We start from the raw sequence: 21,546 nt of genomic DNA on the forward strand, positions 1-21,546 counted from the left end.
CACCCAATCGCCGTGCGAACTTAGGCCGCTTTGCGGCTCGCTCGTATCGCTGCATCAATTGCCATTTGGATCAGGTAGACGACAAACGGTTGGTTCGTTAACTGCGCGAGTTTCTTCGCTGCGTTCAAATGATCTACGAGGTGACTTGCTAACATCGACTCCTCCATGAGTAGGCATATTACTGTTTGCTCACGAACCTTAACGCGCAATTACCGATAGGGTTTCTGTCCTATAGCGTGCGAACCACTGAAAACGCGGAACTATTCTGTTTGGGTTTGCATTCCAACGCGATGAGGTATTATTTTGATATTCGGGAGGGTGATAACCTCGAAGAAGACGTTGAGGGCATAGACTTGCCTTCATCTGATGCCGCCCACAGTGAAGCGCTTGCTGCAGCTCGTGACATGGTGGCTGAGTACGTTCGCCATGCAGTGCCGATTGACGGCATGACATTTGTGATCCGCGACGAGCGCGGTGAGGTCGTCGGTGAAGTGCCATTAATGGCAGTGGTGAAATGACTACGGTTTACCGAAAAGGCGGCTTTTGTTTCGCGGCGCTAGGTAAGGCTTGCCACTCCCCTACCCTACGTCGCGAAACCTCCTGCTGCCTACCACTTCATCCGGAACAGTCGAAACATTGCACGGCACTACTGGTTCGCGGAAATTGAGGTTTACTCTCTCAGAGATGAAGAAGCCCATCTATGATCTTATGAGTCCGCCAGATCGGCGGCGCGTTCTCCGTGGCCGGCAGCAGAGCGATATGCGGCGAAGGCTTCGCGGCACTTCCCTTTCGTTACAGACATCACGATGGGGGTCAAGACGCGCGGTAGAAACCTCTACAAGTTTCTCCTTGCCGGCTGGAAAAAACAACACAGCGCTGACACGGCATGACGGACTAGCCTCTCACGCGTCGCTGGCCAGAAGAAAGTCTCAGGATTTCCCGTCTGCCTGGGGACCATCTTCCTGGGGAGTGCGCCAGGACCCTTGATCAAGAGATGGAGCAGCTTGGCCGGCCATCTCTTTTATCGCAAGAGCCCAGTGCTCCAGAGCTTTTCCGGTGGGGCACCCCTCGCGCTCCCATATGGCATAGGCGCGAGCTCGAAGCTGATCGTCATGGGACCGCTGCATGGCGTGTTCCTTATGTTGAACTTGATGAAGTCGTCTTGCGGCGTGCGGCGCGTTCGAGGGCTCATGACAAAAGCTTTCTCGAGCCTCAGTTTCGGCGAAGCTCAATTCGGCTGGTTATGACCGGCTTGCCTGTCTTCGAATCCGTATCAATGGTGGTAAGACGCATTCCGGATGAGCCGATTTTTTCGATAGTCATCTGCGCTTTCCTGTCGCCGTTAACCTCCTTCGCCCAGGTGATGCCGAGGTTGATGGTGTCGCCAGAACGTTGCCCACCGAGACCGGCCGTTCCCGTGCCCGCGCCGACATAAGAGCCGGAGTAACGGCCACCGTTCGCCTTGAGGTTTGCGGATATGACCCGCGAGAAGATGGCAAGGCTGGTGCACTTGCCACCGAGGGCTAATGAATTGGTGCTGGTGTCGGACCTGAAGCGGCAGGTGACATTTATGGTCGGGGCGTTGACACGCACCTTGACGGTTCCTTTGCCGCTCCAGTTTCCAGAAAGAGATTTCAAAAAGGGCGCCTCATCGGCATGGGCAACACTGCCTGACAAAAGGACGAGCAGTGTGATCGCAGTCGCTAAGGACTGGGTGAGGTGTCGATGCATGGAAATTCTCTTTCGTACCGCGTCCGATGCTAGGTCGGCATGTGCTGGTAACAGAGGAAGGTATGAACGCAAACCTTCTCACCACGTCTTTGTTCCCTGCAGAAGACTCCACCTGCGAATTTCTACAGGAGCGGGTCTGCATTTCCTTGGGCATCGCACGCGTTCAACTCGTCGGCTAGCTCCTTCGCATCGACCTTGCTCAGTTGAACGAAATCTCTGCCGTTGGTTGCCGCTGGAAGTCCCGTCGTCGTGTCTACGATCTTCCAAGCCCCGGCATGATCCTCGCTCACAGCGCCATGTATGGTGGGGCTGGACGTTCCAAAGTTGAGGGTTCCGGTTCCATGCCGACCATACGCTCATGATTCAGTGCATAACGATTTCATCGCTTCGTACGATAGGACGTAGTGACCGCAGTCTTGCTTCAAACCAACGCGAGCGACACCTACGCAGCCTTGTCAACGCCGTGCCAGAATAGGCGATGAAACTGAGGGAACTATACCGCCCCTTGGTTGTTCGCTGTGCAACGAGGATGAAGCTATGACCTATAAGAACCCCGACCCGACCAGCGACGCGGCACGAACCGACCCCAACACGGCGGATGAAGCCCGTGAGAAATTGAAGGACCAGGCAGAAAAAGGCTTGCGAGACGCCAGAGAAAAACCTTCGAAAGACGGGCCGAAAACGTAAAATGTCTAGGTTCAAAGACGTCTCAGCACGCCATGCTCCAATAGATGGCCGCATATTAAGAGCGAAGACGAATCCACGGGTTATAGCTGTCCTGTGGAGCATCTACGTTGGTATAGCGGGTCTGATATTGATCGGTACGGTGGTCTCGGAAGTCCGGTGATGGACTGGATGGAGAGGGCGATTTGTTCGGCTATCGGTCAGGTGCCAGTCATCCCGCTGCTCCAGGAAATCGCTCCTAAATCAGCCCTATAGAGCGGGGATCTGGCAAGTCAGTTTTATACCAATCCGCAAAATTTCCTGGACCGTGACATCAGTTGACACAGTCAGTTCGCAATGGCACGTACAGCCATGATCAATCGTCAATCCCGCAACGTTTCACTTACGCCCGAACTTGAGGGTTTCATCAACCAATGTCTCGCATCCGGCAACTTTGCCAATGCCAGCGAGGTCGTGCGCGCGGGCCTTCGCGCCCTTAGGGACGTGGATGGAAAGCCGAAGCCAACCCCTGCTACCGGCTGGCCCATTGGCGGCGGGGAATGTGGCAACCTCATCCGATCCAAGAACTGGGCCAATCATATCCTTGGTGCGGTTGAGGAATGGTCTGCGGAATTACGGGCGACAGTCGCCAATATTGTAAATTCACCGGTCGCCAAGGTGCTCATGTGGGGCGCTGATCACATCATGCTTTACAACGATGCCTACCGGGAGATCGCAGGGGAGCGTCATCCGATGGCATTGGGCACGCCCGTTGCAACCGCCTTTCCCGAGGTCTGGGACTGGAACCAGGCGATTCTGCAAGTCGGCCTGAACGGCAAAACCGTGGTTCATCGTGATCAACCGATCGTTTTTCAACGACCGGATGGTCCTCAGACAATGATGCTCGACCTGTTCTACACGCCTGTCTACGACGCAAACGGTTCGGTGGGCGGGGTTATGTGCACGATCGTCGATAACAGTGCGAAGGTTACCGCGGAGACCAAGCTTGCTGCACGCGAGGCCGAGCTGCGTCGGGTCACAGACGCCGTTCCAATGCTGATCTCCTACGTGGATCGCGACCACATCTATCGCTTTGCAAACGCCGCTTACCGAGACTGGTTTGATATCGATCCTCAGTCGATGGTCGGACAGCACGTAGAAAGTATGATAGGCAAGCAGGCTTACGCCGACCGAAAAGCCTCGATCGATCGTGGATTATCGGGCGAGACATTTTCAGCTGAAACGACTATGCCGCGTGCCGACGGTACAGTGCGGCGCCTGGAAGTGCGGTATGTACCGCATGTCGAGCCCGATGGTTCGATACCGGGCGTCCATATTCTCGGCATCGATGTGGAGGAGCGTGCGACCCGCGAGGCCGCCATCGCATTCAGCAATGGGCGCTTCCGCACCGCCATGGACGCGGTCCACGGGATCCTATGGACCAATAGCGCCGATGGCCGCATGGTCGGGGAACAACCCGGATGGGCCGCCCTCACCGGGCAGACGCAGGATGAGTATCAGGGATACGGCTGGTCGAGGGCGGTCCACCCGGACGATTCTGCTGGAAGTGTGGAGGCCTGGCAGCGGGCGGTCGCGACGAAGACCATGTTTTTATACGAGCACCGGGTGCGCAGGCATGATGGCGCTTGGCGCCAGTTTGCGGTACGCGCCCTGCCTATTCTCGACAAGATCGGCGAGATCGTCGAATGGGTCGGCGTGCACACCGACATCACGCATCAAAGGGCAGCCGAAGCTGCGCTGCGGGAGCAGGCAGATACATTGGCGCAGCAGGTCCGGCATCGCGAACGAGCTGAGGATCAACTACGGCAGCTGAACGAAACGCTTGAGGCCCGCGTTATCGCGGAAATCGCCGAGCGCCGGCAGGCGGAAGTCAAGCTTGCGCAATCTCAGAAGATGGAGACCGTTGGCAAACTGACGGGCGGCGTGGCTCACGACTTCAACAATTTGCTGCAGGTGGTATCGGGAAATCTTGCACTGCTTGCGAAAGACATCGCCGGCAATGAGCGTGCCGAGAAACGCGTGTCGAACGCAATGGCGGGTGTCAGCCGCGGCGCCAAGCTCGCAAGCCAGCTCCTTGCCTTTGGTCGGCGTCAGGCACTTGAGCCCAAGGTCGTGAACATCAGCCGCTTCGTACAAGGCATGGACGACATGCTGCGCCGGGCGATTGGCGAGGCTGTCGAGGTCGAAACCGTCGTGGCGGGTGGGCTGTGGAACACGTTTATCGATCCTGCCCAGATCGAGAATGCGCTCCTCAACCTCGCCATCAATGCGCGTGATGCGATGGACGGCCAGGGCAAGCTCACCATCGAACTGTCAAACGCGCATCTCGACGAGCTTTATGCGCGAACGCACGATGAAGTAACGCCCGGTCAATACGTGCTGCTGGCCGTCACAGATACGGGAACCGGCATGTCGCCGGAGATCATTGACAAGGTTTTCGAACCGTTCTTTTCGACGAAAGCCGAGGGCAAGGGTTCCGGCCTCGGGCTTTCGATGGTCTACGGCTTCGTCAAGCAATCAGGCGGTCATGTTAAGATCTATTCCGAAGTCGGTCACGGCACGACGATCAAGCTTTATCTTCCCAGAGCCCTCCAGGCCGAAGACATGGAAGTGAACGTCGACAACGGCCCGATAGCAGGTGGCACTGAAACCGTCCTCGTCGTCGAGGATGACGAAGAGGTGCGGGAGACCGTTGTCGCCCTCCTTGCAGACCTCGGCTATCGTGTGCTGAAGGCGGTCGATGCGGCCAGCGCGCTCAACGTGATCGATAGCGGCATACCCATCGACATCCTGTTCACGGATGTTGTCATGCCCGGCAATTTGAAAAGCCCTGAGCTGGCGCGCAAGGCCAAAGAGCGCCTCCCCGAGATCGCCGTGCTGTTCACATCGGGATATACCGAGAATTCCATCGTCCACGGCGGCAAGCTCGACGCCGGCGTCGAGCTTCTTTCGAAGCCGTACACCCGGGATGCCCTGGCAAAAAAGTTCAGGCACGTCATCAACAATCAGCGACAAAAGTCGGGTGCTGCGCCCTCCCCGGCTCCAAAAGCCCCTGAGACTTCGTTGCCCGAACCATCTGCACAGCTAACGATCATCCTGGTCGAAGACGATCCGCTGATCCGGATGAACACGTCCGATATCCTCAAGGAAGCAGGCCACATCGTGGTCGACGCGGGAAGCGCCGAGGAAGCTATGGCCGCGCTAGAAACGGTTCCCTTCGACGTCCTGGTCACGGACATCAGCCTTCCAGGCGCCTCGGGCAAGGTTCTTGCGGAGCGGGCGCGCACCTTGCGGCCTTGGTCGAGGATCATATTCGCGACCGGTGACGCCTCGGCCGTGCGGGCTTCCGACGGGGTCGTTCTCAGCAAGCCCTACGATGCCGAGCAACTCAACCGGGCGATCCTGCCAAGAGACGCAATCTCCAAGTCGCTTGACCAGGAAGACGAAGTGGACGCGACGAAATAGATTTCACGGCGCGCGGCGTGACGTCCAAGGATCCTTTAATGAACGACAGACTCGAGCCTCCACGCATCAACCGGGGCAGCCTGCAGGAACTAATAGGCGGCCTCAGCGATGGCATCATACTCATTGATCAGGCGGGCGCGATTGCCTGGGCGAATGATGCGGCGATCGTCATGCATCGTGCAAAGGCAATTGACGACCTCGGAAGGGATGCAGCGGGCTACCGACGTCGATTCACTTTGCGATATCGCAACAACCATCCGCTGGAAGAAGGACAGTACCCGCTCGAACGGCTGCTGGCCGGCGAGACGATCGACGATATGACGGTCGAAGTCTCGCCCAGCGATAACCTCGATCTGGTCTGGGTGCACACCGTTCGGAGCATGGTCATCTCCGACGCCGGGGGTAAAGCGGATGTGCTCGCGCTGATCTTGCGAGATGAAACGCCGCGCTTTGAAGCCGAGGAACGATTCGAACGGTCCTTCAACGCCAATCCCGCTCCAGGCCTTATCTGCCGCCTGGAGGACAATCGGTTCATTCGCGTCAATCAGGGCTTTCTTGAAATGACGGGTTTCAGCAAGGAGGACGTGATCGGCAAGACTGTCGACGCTGTCGGGTTGTTCTCAAACTGTGAAACTGGGGATGACGCGCTTCTGAAGCTCAGCGAAGGGCGGGTAATCCGCCACCGCGAGTCGCTAATTCCTCTCCCGGACGGTGGTGACCGGCTTGTGATTGTCGCCGGCGAGCCGATTTCCGTGGTCGAAGAGCCGTGTATGCTTTTTACCTTTGCGGACCTCGATGCCCGCAGGAAAGCCCAGAACGCCCTGCGTCAAAGCGAGGAGCGATTTTCGAAATCCTTCCGTCTATCGCCTGCGCCGGCCGCCATATCGCGCCTCGCCGATTTCGTTTTCACAGAGGCGAACGATGCCTTCCTGCAGATTTCGGGATATGGCCTCACAGAGGTCGTCGGCCGAACAGCCGCTGAACTTCACCTCTGGGAAGACGTGGCAGCCCGGCGGGCGCTGGAGCAAAAGCTGCGTGACAACATCTTCGTGCGTAACGAGCCGACACGCTTGAAGCAAAAAGACGGTGCAATGGCGGACTGTCTTGTGTCTGCGGAAAGGGTCGAGATCAACGACGAGCAATGCGTGATCTGGGCTCTTCAGGATGTGACCGAGCGCCGGCGTAGCGAGACGCAATTGGTCGAAGCGATCGAGAGCGTCATGGCGGACACTTCATGGTTCAGCCGCTCCATCGTCGAGCGGCTTGCGACACTCAAACAAGCGTCAACAGCGGTGCCCACGGCGACACTGATGGAGTTGAGTGACAGGGAGCGCGAGATTTTAGGTCTTATCTGCGTCGGACAAAGTGACGCCGATATGGCTCAAACCCTGCACCTGTCGAGGAACACGATCCGCAATCACGTCACCTCTCTTTATGGAAAGATCGGCGTCAATCGCCGCGCGGCAGCAGTGATATGGGCGCGAGAACGTGGCTTCACAGGCGCTGCCACTGGCAAGGCCTTAGATCACAAGAAGAAGAAAAAGTAATTTTACGACGTGTACCTGCTAAAAAGGTCGTTTGATACTAGGCGATCTAGTATTTTTCGCTCTGAAAATTCTCATGCTCCAGCGCTAGTTTCAAAGTCATGCCACCGGCTTTGCCGGGGTCGGATGATCGACGCACCATAGGTGAAAAGGGCTGCATGATGGATAAGTCGTCGGCAAAAATTCGGGCCGTAGGAAGACACAGCGAGGCCCTCGGGCCGCGGCGCTGCACCGAACGGCTAACCGCCGTTTGGCAAGCTTCGGTTACTGATCCTTCCAGGAGGTTATTGAGATGCTTTTCCCATTTTATGCAGGTACGGCGACCATCTCCGCAGATTACTGTGGTGCGGGTGCAGCACTCAGCGCCCTGCTAGCTTACGCGCGTGGCCTCGAAGACTGCCAGATTGAAGTCGAAATCGCAGGCGGCGACATATTGCTCAACGGCGTGGCATCGTCAGAGAGGGCCGCGAGTGAAGCAGTGGCGATCGCTACCGACTTCGCGACGGGCAGGGTCATCCGCAACCTGCAAGTGCGCCCGCCGAAACCGTCGATTTGATACTGGCCGATCGATACGCTGCCAGTTCAATGCAAAAGATAAACGCCTCCAAACCTACGTTGGAACAAAACGTTCCATCGCGAATTTAAGCAAACGGAAAAACGTAAGCGAAAGGAATACGTTATGAGCAGCACAGGTGATAAAGCATCAGGTCTTGCAAATGAAGCCATCGGCAACATCAAGCAGGGCGTCGGCAAGCTCGTCGGAAGCGAAAAGCTGCAAGCCGAAGGTAAGGTTCAGGAAATCAAGGGTGAGGCCCAGCAGGCTATGGGCGACGCCAAGGACGCAACCAAGAAGGGTGCCAATTCAGCTTCCGATTACATCAACAAGAAGCTCTAGCATCCCAACGAGGACACAGCCGTGACGGCTGTGTCCCTCCCACTTCCCGCACAGGAAAATCGTGATGATCGAACCCGTTGGTGTGTCCCACCGCGAAGTCATTCCTTATGCCGACGCTGCTGATGGCGCCTATTTCAACAAGATTTCGTGGGGCGCTATTTTTGCCGGCATCGCTCTTGCACTCGCGATGCAGTTTCTTCTCAACCTTCTGGGCGTCGGGATCGGCGCCGCCGTGATAGACCCCACAACCTCTGACAATCCGGCTGCGAGCACATTTTCGATTGTCAGTGCAATCTGGTTCGTCGCAGCCGGAATCTTCGCATCCTTTGTGGGTGGATATGTGTCTAGCCGGCTCTCCGGCCGCCCGAGTAGATCTACAGGTGGGTATCATGGTCTGACGACGTGGGCGGCCACGACAATTGTTGTACTATACCTTCTTACCACGTCGGTTGGTGCTGTTATCGGCGGCGCATTCAGTGGGATTGGGTCGTTGATCGGCGGCGTCGGACAGACTGCGACGACGGCCGTGACCGCTGCTACCCCGGTTGTTGCAAATGCAAGCAACCCGTTCGCGGACATTGAGCAGCAGATCCGATCCACAACGGGCGGCAACGATCCTCAGGCTCTGCGCGATGCGGCAGTGAGCGCCGTTCAGGCTGTTGTTTCAGGCGACCATGCCAAAGCCGACAACGCGCGTAATAGGGCTGCCGAGGCTCTAGCGCGGGCGCAGAGCATTCCTGTCGATCAGGCAAAGACCGAGATTGCGCAGTATGAGGCGCAGTACAAGCAGTCGGTGGACACGGCAAAGCAGAAGGCGAGCGAAGCGGCGCAGAAGACAGCCACGGTCGTATCCGCCGGCGCGATACTGGCATTCATTGCGTTACTGCTCGGCGCAGCGGCCGCCTGGATCGGCGGGTCCGCAGGAACTCAGAAAACAACTTTGTGTGCGGCAATCGAGCACCGGTAAACTCAGATCAGTAAGCTATGAGAATGGCGCCAGCTTGAAATCGATCGGCGCCATTCAGCATTTTACCAAGCTGTCCGACTTCGTTTCCAGCCTTTTGACTTGCTTCCGACGTGAGGGGTGTCTAGTTGGCTACAGGAACTGAAGAACCTGTCTTCAATACGGTGACCATCGGTTTCGACGATGCAAGGATGCGACTTGACCCGAACTCACGACACCCTGTCAAACCACGATACCGTCCCAACCTCGTTGGACATCGGACCAGACCGACTTAACGCGCTCTATCAGACCGAATTGATGGACAGTGGGCCAGAGGAACGCTTCGATCGCTTGACACGGCTCGTTGCTGCGACCTTGTCGGTCCCGGTGGCGCTCGTTTCATTGGTCGACACAAAGAGGCAGTTCTTCAAGAGTTCGTTTGGTCTTCCTGAACCCTGGAAGACCGATCGAGAAACACCTCTGACACATTCGTTTTGCCAGCATGTCGTTGCAAGAGCTGCTCCCCTCGTTATCGAAGATTCAACACTCGACCCTCTTGTTTGCGACAATCTTGCTATTCCGGATCTGAACGTGCGCGCGTACCTTGGCATCCCGCTTCTGGACCAAGATGGTCATGTCCTGGGTTCGCTTTGCGCCATTGATGCCGAGCCGCACAAATGGACGGCTCGTGAGCAAGAGATACTCGCTGATTTTGCCAAACTGGTGGAAGAGCAAATTTCCCTGCGAGAACGCGTCGCAAGACTGGCGCAGTTCGATGAGCAGCGTCTTCTGATCCAGGGCGAGTTGGCGCATCGTATCAAGAATATCTTCTCGGTCATATCCAGCCTGCTCCTCGTCTCGTCGAGGACCGAGAGCAATCTAGATGGATTTGTGCGCAGCGTCACTGGACGGATACAGGCGCTGAGCAGAGCCAACGATTTCATCATCGATTCGAGGCCTGATGGGACCGGTGTTGCATGCGGTCTCGCGGGCTTGATGGAAGCCTTGCTAGCGCCTTTCAAACGAGATGAAAAGCAGGCTATCGTCTCTTGCCAGAGCATCACCGTCGGCGAGAAGACCGCGGCTGCCCTCGCATTGGTAATCCACGAACTTGCAACTAATGCAGCCAAGTATGGCGCACTATCGACTGGCGATGGCTACATCCATTTGGAATGTAACAGCTTAGGTGACACGTTAAAGATCACTTGGCGGGAAATCGGCGGGCCGCCGATCACGCAAAACCCGTCGAGGAAAGGTTTCGGGACCAGAATGGTGGCCCGGACCGTGGAAGCGCAGCTCATGGGAACGATCACGCGAGATTTCGCGAGCGATGGTTTGTTGGTCGCCCTCGAAATTCCGCTATCGGCCATCGGCAGGTAGTTTCTGGGCAGGCGAACTCACCCGGCAAGTCGGCTTGCCTTGAGGCGCAACGTCACCACCAAACCGTGTTCAACCCATTCGTAGTCGATCGCACCGCCCAGCTGTCCAGAGATGGTGCGCTGTAAAAGCTTGCTGCCATATCCTTCTGTGGTCGAACCAGTGTTGACCCCACTCTCCCGATGCTCGCTCCAGACGATCTCGAGATCTTCCTCACTCAGCGTCCCGGAGATATCGAGCAACCCCGTGTCATTCGACAATGCGCCGTACTTCAGCGAATTTGTCGCCAGTTCATGGATGACGAGGGCGAGGCTTGTCGCCGCCCTTTCCCCCAACCCCATACGCGGCACCGCCACGCGGATGCGACCGGCAAAGGCACCTACGTCGTCATAAGGCGCGAGCAGCACAGTGAACAGATCGCCCAGCAAGGCGGCGCTCCCCTGCCCGTCCGCTAGCGGGCGCACGAGTTCATGGGCCCGGCCGAGTGCCGTCAGGCGCTGCATCAACTGCAGAACCATTTCCTCCTTCGTTTCCGTCGAGCGGGACGTGATGTTTGTAAGACCTGCCGCCAGCGCCAACAGGTTTTTGACGCGATGGCTCATCTCTCCAGCGAGCAGTTCGTGACCTTCCTCCGCCTGTTTGCGGCCTGTCACGTCGAGGAAAATTCCGGTCATCTTGTTGGTCGCTGCATCCCCTTCATTGCCCTGGCCTCGCGCGGAAATCCACCTGACATCCGATCCACCGGTCAGGATACGGAAATCGATCTCGAAGGCACCATCAATGGCTCGGGTCGCGACGAACGCCGCCCTTACCCGGTCCCGATCCGCAGGATGCACCTTAGCGGATAGATGCTCGAAGGTCAGGTCTTCCTCGACAGGGATATCCCACAGCTCGTATGCCTTCGCGTCCATGAAGAATGCGTCGTCATCGACAATCCAGGTCCACAGCGCCACGCCGGCAGACTTGACAGCGCGCCTAAGCTCGTCGGCGCTCCAATCTGGCTGTGATTTCGCTTGGCTCATCGTAAATTTTCCACCAGATGCAAAAACTCGCCCCGATCCAGAACTAGCGGGCTGGACAAGTGTTATCAATAGCCTAAGTGGCGTCTGCGACCCTGCGATGGAAATGCTATGAACGTACAAGCCTCCAATCAATTGCACGATATTTTCGTTGGCAACGGCGAGATGGCCCAGATGATGCGTCGTCACGACTGGGCGAGCAGCTCACTCGGCCTGCCGGACAAATGGCCGGAAGCGCTCAAGGTCGCCATACGGCTCCTGCTGACATCCAAGTTTGAAATGTGGCTCGGATGGGGGCCAGACATCGCATTCTTCTACAACGATGCCTACCGGCCGACACTTGGGAACAAGCATCCGAATGCACTCGCCGTCCCGACAAAGATCCTCTGGTCGGAAATCTGGAACGATATCGAAGGACGCCTCGACACAGTTTACAAGGACGGCCAGTCAACATGGGACAAGGCGCTTCCTCTCCTGCTGGAGCGCAACGGCTACACCGAGGAGACCTACCACACATTCTCCTACAGTCCGCTCATTGGCGATAGCGGCAAGGTGGAGGGCGTCTTTTGCGCTGTTACGGAAGAGACCGAGAGGGTTATCAGCGAACGTCGTATGTCGACAATGCGTGCACTCGCTTCCGGGCTTGCGGCTGCGAACACGCAAGATGAGGTCTTCACGGCCTCGCATTGCACCCTATCGGAGAACCTGCGTGACCTCCCTTTCAGCGCGCTTTATATTTTCGACGCAGATGGAAATGCGATACGGCAATGGGTTTGTGGCACGACCGACGGCGACGGTCTTTTGCCCGCGTGTATAAATCGCGGCAGTGACATCTGGAACCCTGAGCAAGCCTGGACGAAACAGGTCGCCGAGATGGTGGACCTTTCGGCGATCAGCAATGTCCCCTCTGGACCATGGCACAAGCCGCCGTCTCAGGCCATGGTCCTGCCGCTGATCGGACAGGGCAACAACGGTCCAAAGGGGATCCTGATCAGCGGACTTAATCCGCATCGAATTGCAACCGACGAATATCTCGACTTCTTGAAATTGATCGCCGGCCAGATAACGTCTCGCTTGGCGAGTGCGGAAGCTTTCGAAACAGAGCGGCGGCGGGCGGCGGCTTTGGCCGAAGCGGCAGAAATGCGGGAAAGGGCGGCCGCTGCCCTTGAACAGCTGAACCGCCAGCTTGCCTCGGAAGTCGAACTTCGCACCACTGAACGGGATCGCATGCGCGGTTTGTTTCAGCAAGCCCCGAGCTTCATGTGTATTTTGAGCGGCCCTGATCACGTATTCGAGCTCGCCAACGATGCCTACCTACAACTCGTAGGACACAGACCGCTCGTGGGCTTAAAGGTGAGAGACGCCTTGCCGGAAGTTGCCGGTCAAGGCTTTTTCGAATTACTAGACGGTGTTTACAAGACAGGGAGGCCGTACATCGGCCGTTATCTCCCGGTCTTGCTACAGCGTGAGGGCGAGAAACCGGACCAGCGGTTCATGAACCTGATCTACCAGCCAATATTCGATCACGACGGGCTGGTCACCGGAATTTTTGTCGATGGCTTCGATGTCACGCACCAGAAACGCGCCGAGGAGCAGCTCCACAGCCTCAATAACACCCTTGAGCAAAGGGTTGAGCAGCGCACCCAGGAGCTGAGGACCGCTCTTCTCGATCTCGAAAAAGAAACGGTCGAACGCGAGAATGCACAGGTCGCGTTGAGACAGGCACAGAAAATGGAGGCGCTGGGCAATCTCACAGGCGGCGTCGCACATGATTTCAACAATCTTCTCCAAGTCGTGAGTGGCAATCTCCAGCTGCTGTCGAAGGATGTAGACGGCAATCCTCGTGCTTTACAGCGGCTCGAAAATGCGCTGGCCGGTGTCGAGCGAGGCGCAAAACTTGCGTCGCAGCTTCTCGCATTTGGCCGGCGACAGCCGCTGGAGCCGAAGGTTATCAATGTTCGCAGATTGGTTCAGAACATGGACGACATGCTGCGGAGGGCGCTGGGTGAAGAAATCGAACTCGAAACAATTGTCTCAGGCGGCCTTTGGAACAGTCTGATCGATCCCAGCCAGCTGGAGAATGCAATACTAAACCTGGCGATCAACGCACGAGACGCAATGGGTGGCCGAGGGCGTTTGACGATCGAGACGGCAAACTCCGTCCTCGATGAGGACTACGCGCGCGCACACGATGACGTGCGGCCAGGACAGTACGTCCTGGTTGCGGTAACCGATACCGGATCCGGCATTTCGCCCGAGATAATAGATCATGTGCTCGAACCATTTTTCAGCACGAAGTCGGACGGCAAGGGGACCGGTCTGGGACTTTCAATGGTCTATGGCTTTTTGAAGCAGTCCGGGGGGCATTTGAAAATCTACAGCGAAGTGGGCCATGGGACCACTATGAAGCTCTATATGCCACGCACGATGCAAGTCGAGGACACGCTGACAGATGCGAGCGCAATCCCGCCTACCGGAGGCACGGAGACCGTTCTTGTCGTCGAAGATGACGACGGTGTTCGTGATACTTCGGTGGCGCTGCTTAGCGACCTGGGGTACCGCGTCCTCAAGGCCCATGACGCACAGTCGGCGTTCGCTATTGTGAACAGCGGCATGAAAATCGACCTTTTGTTTACCGATGTAGTGATGCCAGGACCCATGCGCAGCGTAGAGCTCGCCCGAAAGGCAAAGGCGCTTCTTCCGGGTATGGCAGTCCTCTACACCTCGGGCTATACAGAGAATTCGATCGTCCACGGCGGCAGGCTGGACGCCGGAGTCGAGCTCCTGTCCAAGCCGTACACGCGCGAGGCACTGGCGCGCAAAGTGCGGCATGTCCTCGCCAATGCACAGCAACACCGGATCGCGTTGGAGCGTCTTAACCGTCAAGATCAGGCTAGCGAACCGATAGCTAGCGAAACCGGGACGGTCCTCGTGGTTGAGGATGAGCCGCTCATCCTGATGTCGACGGTCGATATGGTCGAAGAACTGGGCTACACGGTCCTTGAGGCAAGTTCGGCGGAAGTTGCGCTTTCGATATTTGAAACAGAAACGATCGATGTCCTATTTACCGATGTCGGATTGCCGGGTATGTCGGGTACCGACTTGGCCCGAACGATACGGGAGCGTCGGCCGGAAGTGCAGATCGTTTTTGCCAGCGGCGATAGCAATGCGAAGTCCATTTCGGGCTTGGAGGACGCGCTTCAGCTGCCCAAACCGTTCGCACTGGAGCAACTGAAGGCTATTCTCGCCCAGGCGCGCTCTCGGAAATGACAACCTTATACTGCTTGGTGGCATACGAGTTTGCACCTATGTAGGATCAAATCAAAATCGCGTAGTCGGCCCGACACGAAGGCGGTGTCCGTGCGACGGTATGGTGCCATCATTTCTTACTTCAGTCAGATTGGCTAGAGCTTCCGCTGAGCTGTAAGGTTTCATGAGAAATCGGCCATCAGTTGGCAAGTCACTTTGCGAAACTCGCCGATCGCCTGACGTGACTAGGATTGCGACCGGTGGCCACCCGCTCGCATATGTCTGGCAAGATCAAGGCTGTCTTCAGAGCCCGGCATATCGGCATCCGTGAACACTTCCCTGATGTACGGCGTCACACCGAGGGTACGAACCGCCTCCAGTACATATCCAGCCTTGATCACGTTGAAACCTGCGTCGATCAGCGCGATCGTCCTTGAAACACGCCAAGGCTGTAGCGTCTAAAGCCTCCCAGCAAAGGGCGGACCGGAATCTCGCTCAGTCACAGCGATAAAAGGTTGCGAGGGCGCCTTCCAATGCGCCCTCGCGCTCTGCTCAGCTTTTGGGGAGCAGTACCTTGTCCACGACGTGGATGACACCGTTCGACTGCTTTACGTCAGCAATCGTGACGTCAGCAACGCCTCCCGACTCGTCTGTGAGCGTGATCTTGCCCATTGAAGCCTTTGCCTTAAGAACGCATCCTCCTACTGTCTTGATATCGTGCTCGCCGCCGTCCTTCTTGATCATTTCAGACAGCGCCTTCGACATAACGTCGGCGGCGACGACGTGACAGGTCAAGATCTTCGCAAGCTTGTCCTTGTTTTCGGGCTTCAGCAGAGTGTCAACTGTACCTTTCGGAAGTGCGTCAAACGCTTCATTGGTGGGAGCGAAAACCGTGAACGGCCCCTTGCCTTCCAACGTCTTTACCAGCCCAGCCGCTTTGACAGCAGCCACCAAGGTCGTATGGTCCTTGGAGTTAGCCGCGTTTTCAACGATGTTCTTGTTTTCGTACATGGCCGCCCCGCCGACCTCGGGGTTCTTAGCCTGTGCTACGCCAGCGGCAAGGATCAGTGACGCGCCGACGAACAGTGCTTTGGTCGTGCTCTCCATGGGTTTCTCCTCTGATAATGATGCCGTTACAGGCATCAACGTTTACGAGGCGGAATCCGGCTGGATCGAAAATAGTTGCCACACAAGCGGAATAAAAACCGTTGCGTGATGGCCGCCCGTAACTGTTCCGCGCCGTCAGATTTTCAACAAAGGCTGGAGAAACCGCATAAGCTTGCTGGAAAATCTCAGCGGCGCATCTGTGACAGCGAGACAAATACAATTCTCATCATCCCCGGCGCGGGGTGTGTGAAGAATTTCCGTGTCCGCCATCTCGACGTCTCCACGGCGGAATGTGGAAATCTCGTCGGAGAACGAACCAGCAAGCACTAGCGTAAGCTCCACACCCGTGTGTGTGTGCTCTGGCACAGGTTGTCCCTTCGGAATTCGCAACAGCCGCATGGTCGTCGTCTCGTCTCCCGTAGCAACGATCATCTGGGCTGCACCACCAGCTCCAAGCCGACGCCACACTAGTCCACCCGCGTGATCGACATAGGATCTGAGTGGTTCCGGTAACAGGGTATCTCCAGCACCAGCAGACTGCCTGAACGGGATGACCTTATCGCTTTCTCCGGCATCAATCCGCGCTTTCAGCTGGTCCCAACTCGGCGCCACCTCGACATCGCTGTCCGGCTTCTCGCTTTCCAGAAAATGGCCGCCTATCGCTTCATAGACGCCCAGACTGTTACGGCATGAAGGGCACAAAGCGAGATGGGTCGCGACGGCGACGCTCCACCCTTCGCTAAGCTTGCCAGCTGCATATCGCATCAGCATCTCATCGTCGATATGATGTCGGATCATCGGGTTGTATGCTGCAATACCCATCTTAATTTCTCACAGGCCATTCGAATTCTTGACTTAACTGTCCCCAACGGGATCCCTAGTGCAGAGGCTATCGCCGAATGTGGCATTTCCTCGAAATATGACAGACGCAAGACTTCGAGATGCTCTTCCTTCAACTCACCAAGAGCGCGTGTCAGTGCCGCTGCGTCCTGCGCATTGACCAGCAGACGATCTGCAGGGAGGTCCGCTTCCCGAACAAATGCCGGATCATTTTCGTCAAACTCTGGCATGCGTCGGCGCAGTGAGTCGATGTAAAGATTTCGAGCAATCCTGAAAATCCATGTTGAGACCTGCGCCCGATTGGGATCGTACTGGTAGGCCTTACGCCAGACCAACAGCATCACCTCCTGCGACAGTTCGTCAGCCATCGTTGGATCTCTCGTCATTTTCCTCATGTGCGATCTGAGCCGCGGGAAAATGTAAGCGTAGATTTCCTCGAAGGCGTCCGCGTCGCGCAACTCTGCGACGGCGGCCATTAGTCTTGTCATCCTAATCTGAACTGTTTTAGGCCTCGCCTTTTCCATCATCTGATTCCCCGCATGCACGCGAGGCAATTGCTTCCTAACCGCTACTGCAAGCATGGTCGCCACTCTCTGGACGTTTTTTGCGGTTGTTACGGCGCCAATCTCCATTGGATCAATAAAATCTCGGACTCTCCGGTCGATCCAACTGGCAGTTCTTCGCGTAGCAGCGGGCGTAAGGAGATATGAAAATGGATCAGATCGAGATGGCACCCGGGCAGGACGCACATCTTCAGATTGTGGACGACGCTCAAAATGCGGTCCGAATCCTTCTCGCATGGGCAGGCGACGACCACAAAAGGGAAGGCCTTCACGACACCCCTGCGCGTGTTGCACGAGCGTACCGGGAACTCTTCGCCGGGTACCGGGAACAGCCAGGCAGTTTCCCCAGTACGACATTCGAAGAGGTCGGTGGTTACAGCGATGCCGTGCTCATGCGTGATATTCCGTTCTACTCGCTTTGCGAGCATCACATGCTGCCATTCCGCGGCGTCGCGCATGTGGCATATGTGCCAAGCAACTGTGTCGTCGGTCTTTCCAAAATTGCCCGCCTTGTCGAGCTGTATGCCCGGCGCCTGCAGATCCAGGAACGCATGACCAGTCAGATCGCGGACGCGCCGCAAGAGCGGCTGCAGCCGCAGGGTGTCGCCGTCTTTGTCGAGGCTGAGCACATGTGCATGTCGATGCGCGGCATCGCAAAAAGCGGATCGAAGACTCTTACAACAACGTTCAGGGGAGTTTTGCGAACGGACACATCACTCCAGGCGCGCTTTTTCAGTGACCTGAGGGGCTAGCGCCATGGGAGAAGCTCCCTCTGTCGACACGATGGTCTTCATTCTCGGCGACCAGCTGTCTCACTCGATCTCCAGCCTGGAAGTGTTTGATCCGGACACTGATGTGATCCTCATGTGCGAGGTGATGGACGAGGCAACATACGTACGCCATCACAAGAAGAAGATAGCATTCATTTTCAGTGCAATGCGGCACTTCGCTCAGGAACTGCAAAACAAGGGTTTCCGCGTTCGATACGTCACGATCGACGATCCGCGCAACACGGGGTCATTTGACGGCGAGCTCCGACGGGCGATAGCAGACCTCTCTCCGACAAGAGTTCGACTGACCGAGCCTGGCGAATGGCGCGTGCTGGAAATGGTCAGCCGATCGCAATCCTCTGTCGAAGCGCCAATCGAGGTGATCGATGATAGCAGGTTTATATGCAGTCGATCGGAATTCGCCGACTGGGCTGCAGGGCGCGAGGACCTCGTCATGGAGTTCTTCTACCGCGAGATGCGGCGCAAGACTGGACTATTGATGAATGGGGACCAGCCTGTCGGAGGACGCTGGAACTTCGATGCAGAAAACAGAAAGCCCGCGCGCCCGGACATGTTTCGCGCAGAACGCCGTGCGATTGAAAATGACGCAATAACTTGCGAGGTCATCGAGCTCGTCGGCAAGCTCTTTCCCGATAATTTTGGCGAACTGCGCGACTTCCGCTTTGCGGTTAGCTCTGAAGACGCGTCACGCATTGCGGACGATTTCGTAGACGTCCACCTTTCAAAATTTGGTGCGACCCAGGACGCTATGCTGTCAGGAGATCCGGTTCTCAATCACTCGCTCCTGTCCTTCTACATCAATGTGGGGCTGGTCGACCCGCTTGACGTTTGCCGACGGGCAGAAAGGGCATACTTTGAGGGCAACGCGCCGCTGAACGCGGTGGAGGGTTTCATCAGACAGATCATAGGTTGGCGCGAATATATGCGCGGAATCTATTGGTTGAAGATGCCCGGATACGGCGATGCCAACTTCTTTGGCAATACACGACCGCTTCCCGACTTCTACTGGACGGGGATGACAGATATGAATTGCGTCGCGACGGTCGTCGGGGAAACCAGGTCGAACGCTTACGCGCATCACATCCAGCGTCTGATGGTCACTGGCAACTTCGCGCTGATCGCCGGTATCGATCCGAAGCAGGTGCATCAATGGTATCTCGAGGTCTATGCAGACGCCTATGAATGGGTCGAGATGCCCAACGTCATAGGAATGAGCCAGTTTGCCGACGGCGGCATTGTAGGCACGAAGCCGTACGCCGCCTCCGGAAATTACATTTCAAGAATGTCGGACTACTGCGACGGCTGCGGCTTCAATGTCAAAGAGCGGACGGGGCCTGCCGCCTGTCCGTTCAATCACCTCTACTGGGACTTTCTCTCGCGCAACCGTAGATTGCTGGCGGGCAATAGGCGTCTCGCGAGACAGTATGCGACCTGGGACCGGATGGACGGCGCCGTGCGCCGCGACATCGTGGAAACCGCCGCCCGGTTTTTAGCGGCTCTCCAAGGTTACTGAGGGAGGATGGTCGTGACATCTATGAAATCCCTTCCTGCTGGATATCGAGGCCTCGTCATCGGTGCATCGGGCGGCATTGGCGAAAGTCTGGTTGAGGCTCTGAGACATGATACGAGAGCTGGCGAGGTGGTTGGCCTATCTCGATCGGTTGACGGACTGGAGCTGGAAAAGGAATGGACGCTGCATGCGCACGCGACAAGACTGACAGGCAAGTCCTTTAACATGATCGTGTGCGCTACTGGGGCATTGACAATCGACACTCGGGGACCGGAAAAAACCATCAGGCAAATCGATCGCGACGCCATGCTGAAACAGTTCTCGACCAACGCGGTCGGACCCGCGCTGATACTCAAGCACTTCGTTCCACTGCTTGATAGGAAAGACCGCTCGCTCTTCGTCATTCTATCTGCAAGGGTCGGATCGATAGGCGACAACCGCCTGGGCGGATGGATCTCCTACCGCAGTTCTAAAGCAGCGTTGAATCAGATCGTGAAGACCACGTCGATCGAGCTTGCTAGGACACATCCGAAGTGTGTGATCGTCGCGGTTCACCCGGGCACAGTGGCTACAGCGCTTTCAGCTCCCTTCCGTAACGGACACCAGCCGTTTGAGCCATGGCAAGTATCGCGCCTTATCCTCAGGACCGTAGATAACCTTTCAGCCGAACAGAGTGGATCATTCATCGCCTACGACGGCAGCGAGATCGTCTGGTAGCAGCAATCGGCATGGGGAAGGGTGCAGGCGTGCTACGCATCGACCAAAATCAGCGAGGTCTTCCATGGACTTTAAGCCCGACACGTCAGCTCACTTTCTCATCGTCGACGATGACGAAATCTTTGCGCGAAGGCTTGCACTCGCATTGTCAACACGAGGTTTCCAAACAGAAACTGCAACCACCTTAAAGACTGCGTACGCCGCACTAGCAACCGGAAGATTTGACGTGCTGATAACCGACTTGCGCATCGCCGACGACAGTGGTCTTGAACTCGTCAAGGCCATGCAGCGTAAATTCCCGCAGTCAAAGATCCTAGTGCTTACCGGGTACGGCAGTGTTCCGGTCGCGGTGAGCGCCGTGAAACTCGGCGCAACTGAGTTTCTGAGCAAACCAGCGGACACTGATGAAATACTCGAGGTACTAGGCCTTCTTGAACGCAAACGCGATGAAGGAGATGCGACATTCTCTTCTCCGGATATGATGCGCTGGCACCACATCGTGAGCGTATATGAATCGACGGGGAAGAACGTCTCGAAAACAGCACGGCAGCTCAATATGCATCGGCGCACTCTGCAGCGTCTCCTTATTCGGGGAAAGCCGAAAACATGAAGCGCAGTTGAGATAATGGGATTGCTGTGAGATGAGGCTGATCCGAGCGCCAGATTAATCGCAGAACGATGGCCTGCGAGCCGCTAGCGGCGGGCTCGCACTGAAACGACGTGGAGCTTTATGTCAAGGCATAGCCGGCCGCATCTCTTCTCGGAGCGGCCGGCGTCTGATGTTCAGACTATATGTCTCAACGTATCCACGGCGCAATTTTCGAGTTATCAGTTATGGTGTCCGTCAAGCGTACACACAAACGCGACATTTTTCGATTATTCCGGCATGTCATGAGCCGGGATCAAGCAGCTTCACGATGCCGGGCGGAGCATCATTCTGGATATGACCTGGCAACCGGATGCGATTGAGCGGGCGAGCTCCAGCGCGACGCCCTCGTCGGCGCGAGTCGACACGCATCCTTCGAGGACGACATAAGGTCCGAGAATAGACGCTGTGATCCGCGCGCCGGAAATTCGCCGATCCGGCGAGATCGCAGCCTCTACAGACGCT

The 21,546-nt window shown here is 56.7% G+C and carries 19 protein-coding genes; 13 read left to right on the top strand and 6 right to left on the bottom strand.

Features of this window, described 5'->3' with window-relative positions:
• Nucleotides 1-269 precede the first annotated feature (269 nt).
• Nucleotides 270-518 carry a DUF6894 family protein gene (locus tag AB4Z25_RS15035; protein ID WP_310300624.1) on the top strand — a complete coding sequence of 83 codons (249 nt, stop codon included), beginning with the start codon at nucleotides 270-272 and terminating at the stop codon, nucleotides 516-518.
• A 411-nt stretch (nucleotides 519-929) separates the two neighbouring features.
• On the opposite strand, the gene AB4Z25_RS15040 is transcribed toward AB4Z25_RS15035, so the two are convergent.
• Nucleotides 930-1,127 (bottom strand): DUF2934 domain-containing protein, encoded by a 198-nt coding sequence (locus AB4Z25_RS15040; protein WP_112390616.1) that lies wholly within the window; start codon nucleotides 1,125-1,127, stop codon nucleotides 930-932.
• Between the two features lie 85 nt (nucleotides 1,128-1,212).
• A complete protein-coding gene (locus tag AB4Z25_RS15045; RefSeq protein WP_112390617.1) occupies nucleotides 1,213-1,731 on the bottom strand; it encodes a hypothetical protein in 519 nt (172 codons plus the stop codon).
• 537 nt (nucleotides 1,732-2,268) lie between these two features.
• Between AB4Z25_RS15045 and AB4Z25_RS15050 the strand changes: the two genes are divergently transcribed.
• The 7 genes from AB4Z25_RS15050 to AB4Z25_RS15080 all read left to right on the top strand — a co-directional run bounded on the left by AB4Z25_RS15050 (nucleotide 2,269) and on the right by AB4Z25_RS15080 (nucleotide 10,642).
• Complete coding sequence (locus tag AB4Z25_RS15050) at nucleotides 2,269-2,418, top strand: hypothetical protein (protein ID WP_162698781.1); 150 nt, start codon at nucleotides 2,269-2,271, stop codon at nucleotides 2,416-2,418.
• 333 nt (nucleotides 2,419-2,751) lie between these two features.
• On the top strand, nucleotides 2,752-5,880 hold the full coding sequence (locus AB4Z25_RS15055) for a type II toxin-antitoxin system ParD family antitoxin (protein ID WP_442208323.1): 3,129 nt from the start codon (nucleotides 2,752-2,754) through the stop codon (nucleotides 5,878-5,880).
• A gap of 38 nt (nucleotides 5,881-5,918) precedes the next feature.
• The gene (locus AB4Z25_RS15060) at nucleotides 5,919-7,427 is read left to right on the top strand and encodes a PAS domain S-box protein (protein ID WP_112390619.1); all 1,509 of its coding nucleotides are present in this window, start codon (nucleotides 5,919-5,921) and stop codon (nucleotides 7,425-7,427) included.
• Between the two features lie 289 nt (nucleotides 7,428-7,716).
• Nucleotides 7,717-7,980, top strand: a complete 264-nt coding sequence (locus AB4Z25_RS15065; protein ID WP_112390620.1) for a BON domain-containing protein — start codon at nucleotides 7,717-7,719, stop codon at nucleotides 7,978-7,980.
• Nucleotides 7,981-8,103: 123 nt separating this feature from the next.
• Entirely contained in the window at nucleotides 8,104-8,319 is a 216-nt protein-coding gene (locus AB4Z25_RS15070) for a CsbD family protein (protein WP_112390621.1), read from the top strand.
• 64 nt (nucleotides 8,320-8,383) lie between these two features.
• Entirely contained in the window at nucleotides 8,384-9,286 is a 903-nt protein-coding gene (locus tag AB4Z25_RS15075) for a PhnA-like protein (protein WP_112444606.1), read from the top strand.
• Between the two features lie 195 nt (nucleotides 9,287-9,481).
• The gene (locus AB4Z25_RS15080; protein ID WP_162698780.1) at nucleotides 9,482-10,642 is read left to right on the top strand and encodes a GAF domain-containing protein; all 1,161 of its coding nucleotides are present in this window, start codon (nucleotides 9,482-9,484) and stop codon (nucleotides 10,640-10,642) included.
• A 17-nt stretch (nucleotides 10,643-10,659) separates the two neighbouring features.
• On the opposite strand, the gene AB4Z25_RS15085 is transcribed toward AB4Z25_RS15080, so the two are convergent.
• Nucleotides 10,660-11,661 (bottom strand): sensor histidine kinase, encoded by a 1,002-nt coding sequence (locus tag AB4Z25_RS15085; protein ID WP_112390624.1) that lies wholly within the window; start codon nucleotides 11,659-11,661, stop codon nucleotides 10,660-10,662.
• 162 nt (nucleotides 11,662-11,823) lie between these two features.
• On the opposite strand from AB4Z25_RS15085, the gene AB4Z25_RS15090 reads away from it, so the two are divergent.
• A complete protein-coding gene (locus tag AB4Z25_RS15090) occupies nucleotides 11,824-14,928 on the top strand; it encodes a response regulator (RefSeq protein WP_112539147.1) in 3,105 nt (1,034 codons plus the stop codon).
• A gap of 531 nt (nucleotides 14,929-15,459) precedes the next feature.
• Here the strand turns inward: AB4Z25_RS15090 and AB4Z25_RS15095 are convergent.
• The 3 genes from AB4Z25_RS15095 to AB4Z25_RS15105 all read right to left on the bottom strand — a co-directional run bounded on the left by AB4Z25_RS15095 (nucleotide 15,460) and on the right by AB4Z25_RS15105 (nucleotide 17,330).
• The gene (locus tag AB4Z25_RS15095) at nucleotides 15,460-16,014 is read right to left on the bottom strand and encodes a fasciclin domain-containing protein (protein ID WP_112390625.1); all 555 of its coding nucleotides are present in this window, start codon (nucleotides 16,012-16,014) and stop codon (nucleotides 15,460-15,462) included.
• Nucleotides 16,015-16,149: 135 nt separating this feature from the next.
• On the bottom strand, nucleotides 16,150-16,836 hold the full coding sequence (locus AB4Z25_RS15100; RefSeq protein ID WP_442208324.1) for a ChrR family anti-sigma-E factor: 687 nt from the start codon (nucleotides 16,834-16,836) through the stop codon (nucleotides 16,150-16,152).
• Nucleotides 16,809-17,330 (bottom strand): sigma-70 family RNA polymerase sigma factor, encoded by a 522-nt coding sequence (locus tag AB4Z25_RS15105; RefSeq protein WP_442208325.1) that lies wholly within the window; start codon nucleotides 17,328-17,330, stop codon nucleotides 16,809-16,811. Before AB4Z25_RS15105 ends, AB4Z25_RS15100 begins: the two co-directional genes overlap by 28 nt.
• Nucleotides 17,331-17,566: 236 nt before the next feature.
• Between AB4Z25_RS15105 and folE the strand changes: the two genes are divergently transcribed.
• The 4 genes from folE to AB4Z25_RS15125 all read left to right on the top strand — a co-directional run bounded on the left by folE (nucleotide 17,567) and on the right by AB4Z25_RS15125 (nucleotide 21,045).
• Entirely contained in the window at nucleotides 17,567-18,169 is a 603-nt protein-coding gene (folE, locus tag AB4Z25_RS15110; protein WP_112390627.1) for a GTP cyclohydrolase I FolE, read from the top strand.
• Between the two features lie 4 nt (nucleotides 18,170-18,173).
• Entirely contained in the window at nucleotides 18,174-19,721 is a 1,548-nt protein-coding gene (locus AB4Z25_RS15115; protein WP_112444604.1) for a cryptochrome/photolyase family protein, read from the top strand.
• A 21-nt stretch (nucleotides 19,722-19,742) separates the two neighbouring features.
• Nucleotides 19,743-20,435, top strand: a complete 693-nt coding sequence (locus AB4Z25_RS15120; RefSeq protein WP_112390629.1) for an SDR family NAD(P)-dependent oxidoreductase — start codon at nucleotides 19,743-19,745, stop codon at nucleotides 20,433-20,435.
• A 64-nt stretch (nucleotides 20,436-20,499) separates the two neighbouring features.
• The gene (locus tag AB4Z25_RS15125; RefSeq protein WP_112390630.1) at nucleotides 20,500-21,045 is read left to right on the top strand and encodes a response regulator; all 546 of its coding nucleotides are present in this window, start codon (nucleotides 20,500-20,502) and stop codon (nucleotides 21,043-21,045) included.
• Nucleotides 21,046-21,546: the final 501 nt, after the last annotated feature.

The organism is Rhizobium sp. RAF36 (genome assembly GCF_052114105.1).
GTDB lineage: Bacteria > Pseudomonadota > Alphaproteobacteria > Rhizobiales > Rhizobiaceae > Rhizobium.

Excerpts from the sequence above, each read along its gene's own strand:
- AB4Z25_RS15040 (WP_112390616.1), bottom strand. The coding sequence starts at position 1,127 with ATGCAGCGGTCCCATGACGATCAGCTTCGAGCTCGCGCCTATGCCATA.
- AB4Z25_RS15045 (WP_112390617.1), bottom strand. The coding sequence starts at position 1,731 with ATGCATCGACACCTCACCCAGTCCTTAGCGACTGCGATCACACTGCTC.
- AB4Z25_RS15050 (WP_162698781.1), top strand. The coding sequence starts at position 2,269 with ATGACCTATAAGAACCCCGACCCGACCAGCGACGCGGCACGAACCGAC.
- AB4Z25_RS15055 (WP_442208323.1), top strand. The coding sequence starts at position 2,752 with ATGGCACGTACAGCCATGATCAATCGTCAATCCCGCAACGTTTCACTT.
- AB4Z25_RS15060 (WP_112390619.1), top strand. The coding sequence starts at position 5,919 with ATGAACGACAGACTCGAGCCTCCACGCATCAACCGGGGCAGCCTGCAG.
- AB4Z25_RS15065 (WP_112390620.1), top strand. The coding sequence starts at position 7,717 with ATGCTTTTCCCATTTTATGCAGGTACGGCGACCATCTCCGCAGATTAC.
- AB4Z25_RS15070 (WP_112390621.1), top strand. The coding sequence starts at position 8,104 with ATGAGCAGCACAGGTGATAAAGCATCAGGTCTTGCAAATGAAGCCATC.
- AB4Z25_RS15075 (WP_112444606.1), top strand. The coding sequence starts at position 8,384 with ATGATCGAACCCGTTGGTGTGTCCCACCGCGAAGTCATTCCTTATGCC.
- AB4Z25_RS15085 (WP_112390624.1), bottom strand. The coding sequence starts at position 11,661 with ATGAGCCAAGCGAAATCACAGCCAGATTGGAGCGCCGACGAGCTTAGG.
- AB4Z25_RS15090 (WP_112539147.1), top strand. The coding sequence starts at position 11,824 with ATGGCCCAGATGATGCGTCGTCACGACTGGGCGAGCAGCTCACTCGGC.
- AB4Z25_RS15095 (WP_112390625.1), bottom strand. The coding sequence starts at position 16,014 with ATGGAGAGCACGACCAAAGCACTGTTCGTCGGCGCGTCACTGATCCTT.
- AB4Z25_RS15100 (WP_442208324.1), bottom strand. The coding sequence starts at position 16,836 with ATGGGTATTGCAGCATACAACCCGATGATCCGACATCATATCGACGAT.
- AB4Z25_RS15105 (WP_442208325.1), bottom strand. The coding sequence starts at position 17,330 with ATGGCCGCCGTCGCAGAGTTGCGCGACGCGGACGCCTTCGAGGAAATC.
- folE (WP_112390627.1), top strand. The coding sequence starts at position 17,567 with ATGGATCAGATCGAGATGGCACCCGGGCAGGACGCACATCTTCAGATT.
- AB4Z25_RS15115 (WP_112444604.1), top strand. The coding sequence starts at position 18,174 with ATGGGAGAAGCTCCCTCTGTCGACACGATGGTCTTCATTCTCGGCGAC.
- AB4Z25_RS15120 (WP_112390629.1), top strand. The coding sequence starts at position 19,743 with ATGAAATCCCTTCCTGCTGGATATCGAGGCCTCGTCATCGGTGCATCG.
- AB4Z25_RS15125 (WP_112390630.1), top strand. The coding sequence starts at position 20,500 with ATGGACTTTAAGCCCGACACGTCAGCTCACTTTCTCATCGTCGACGAT.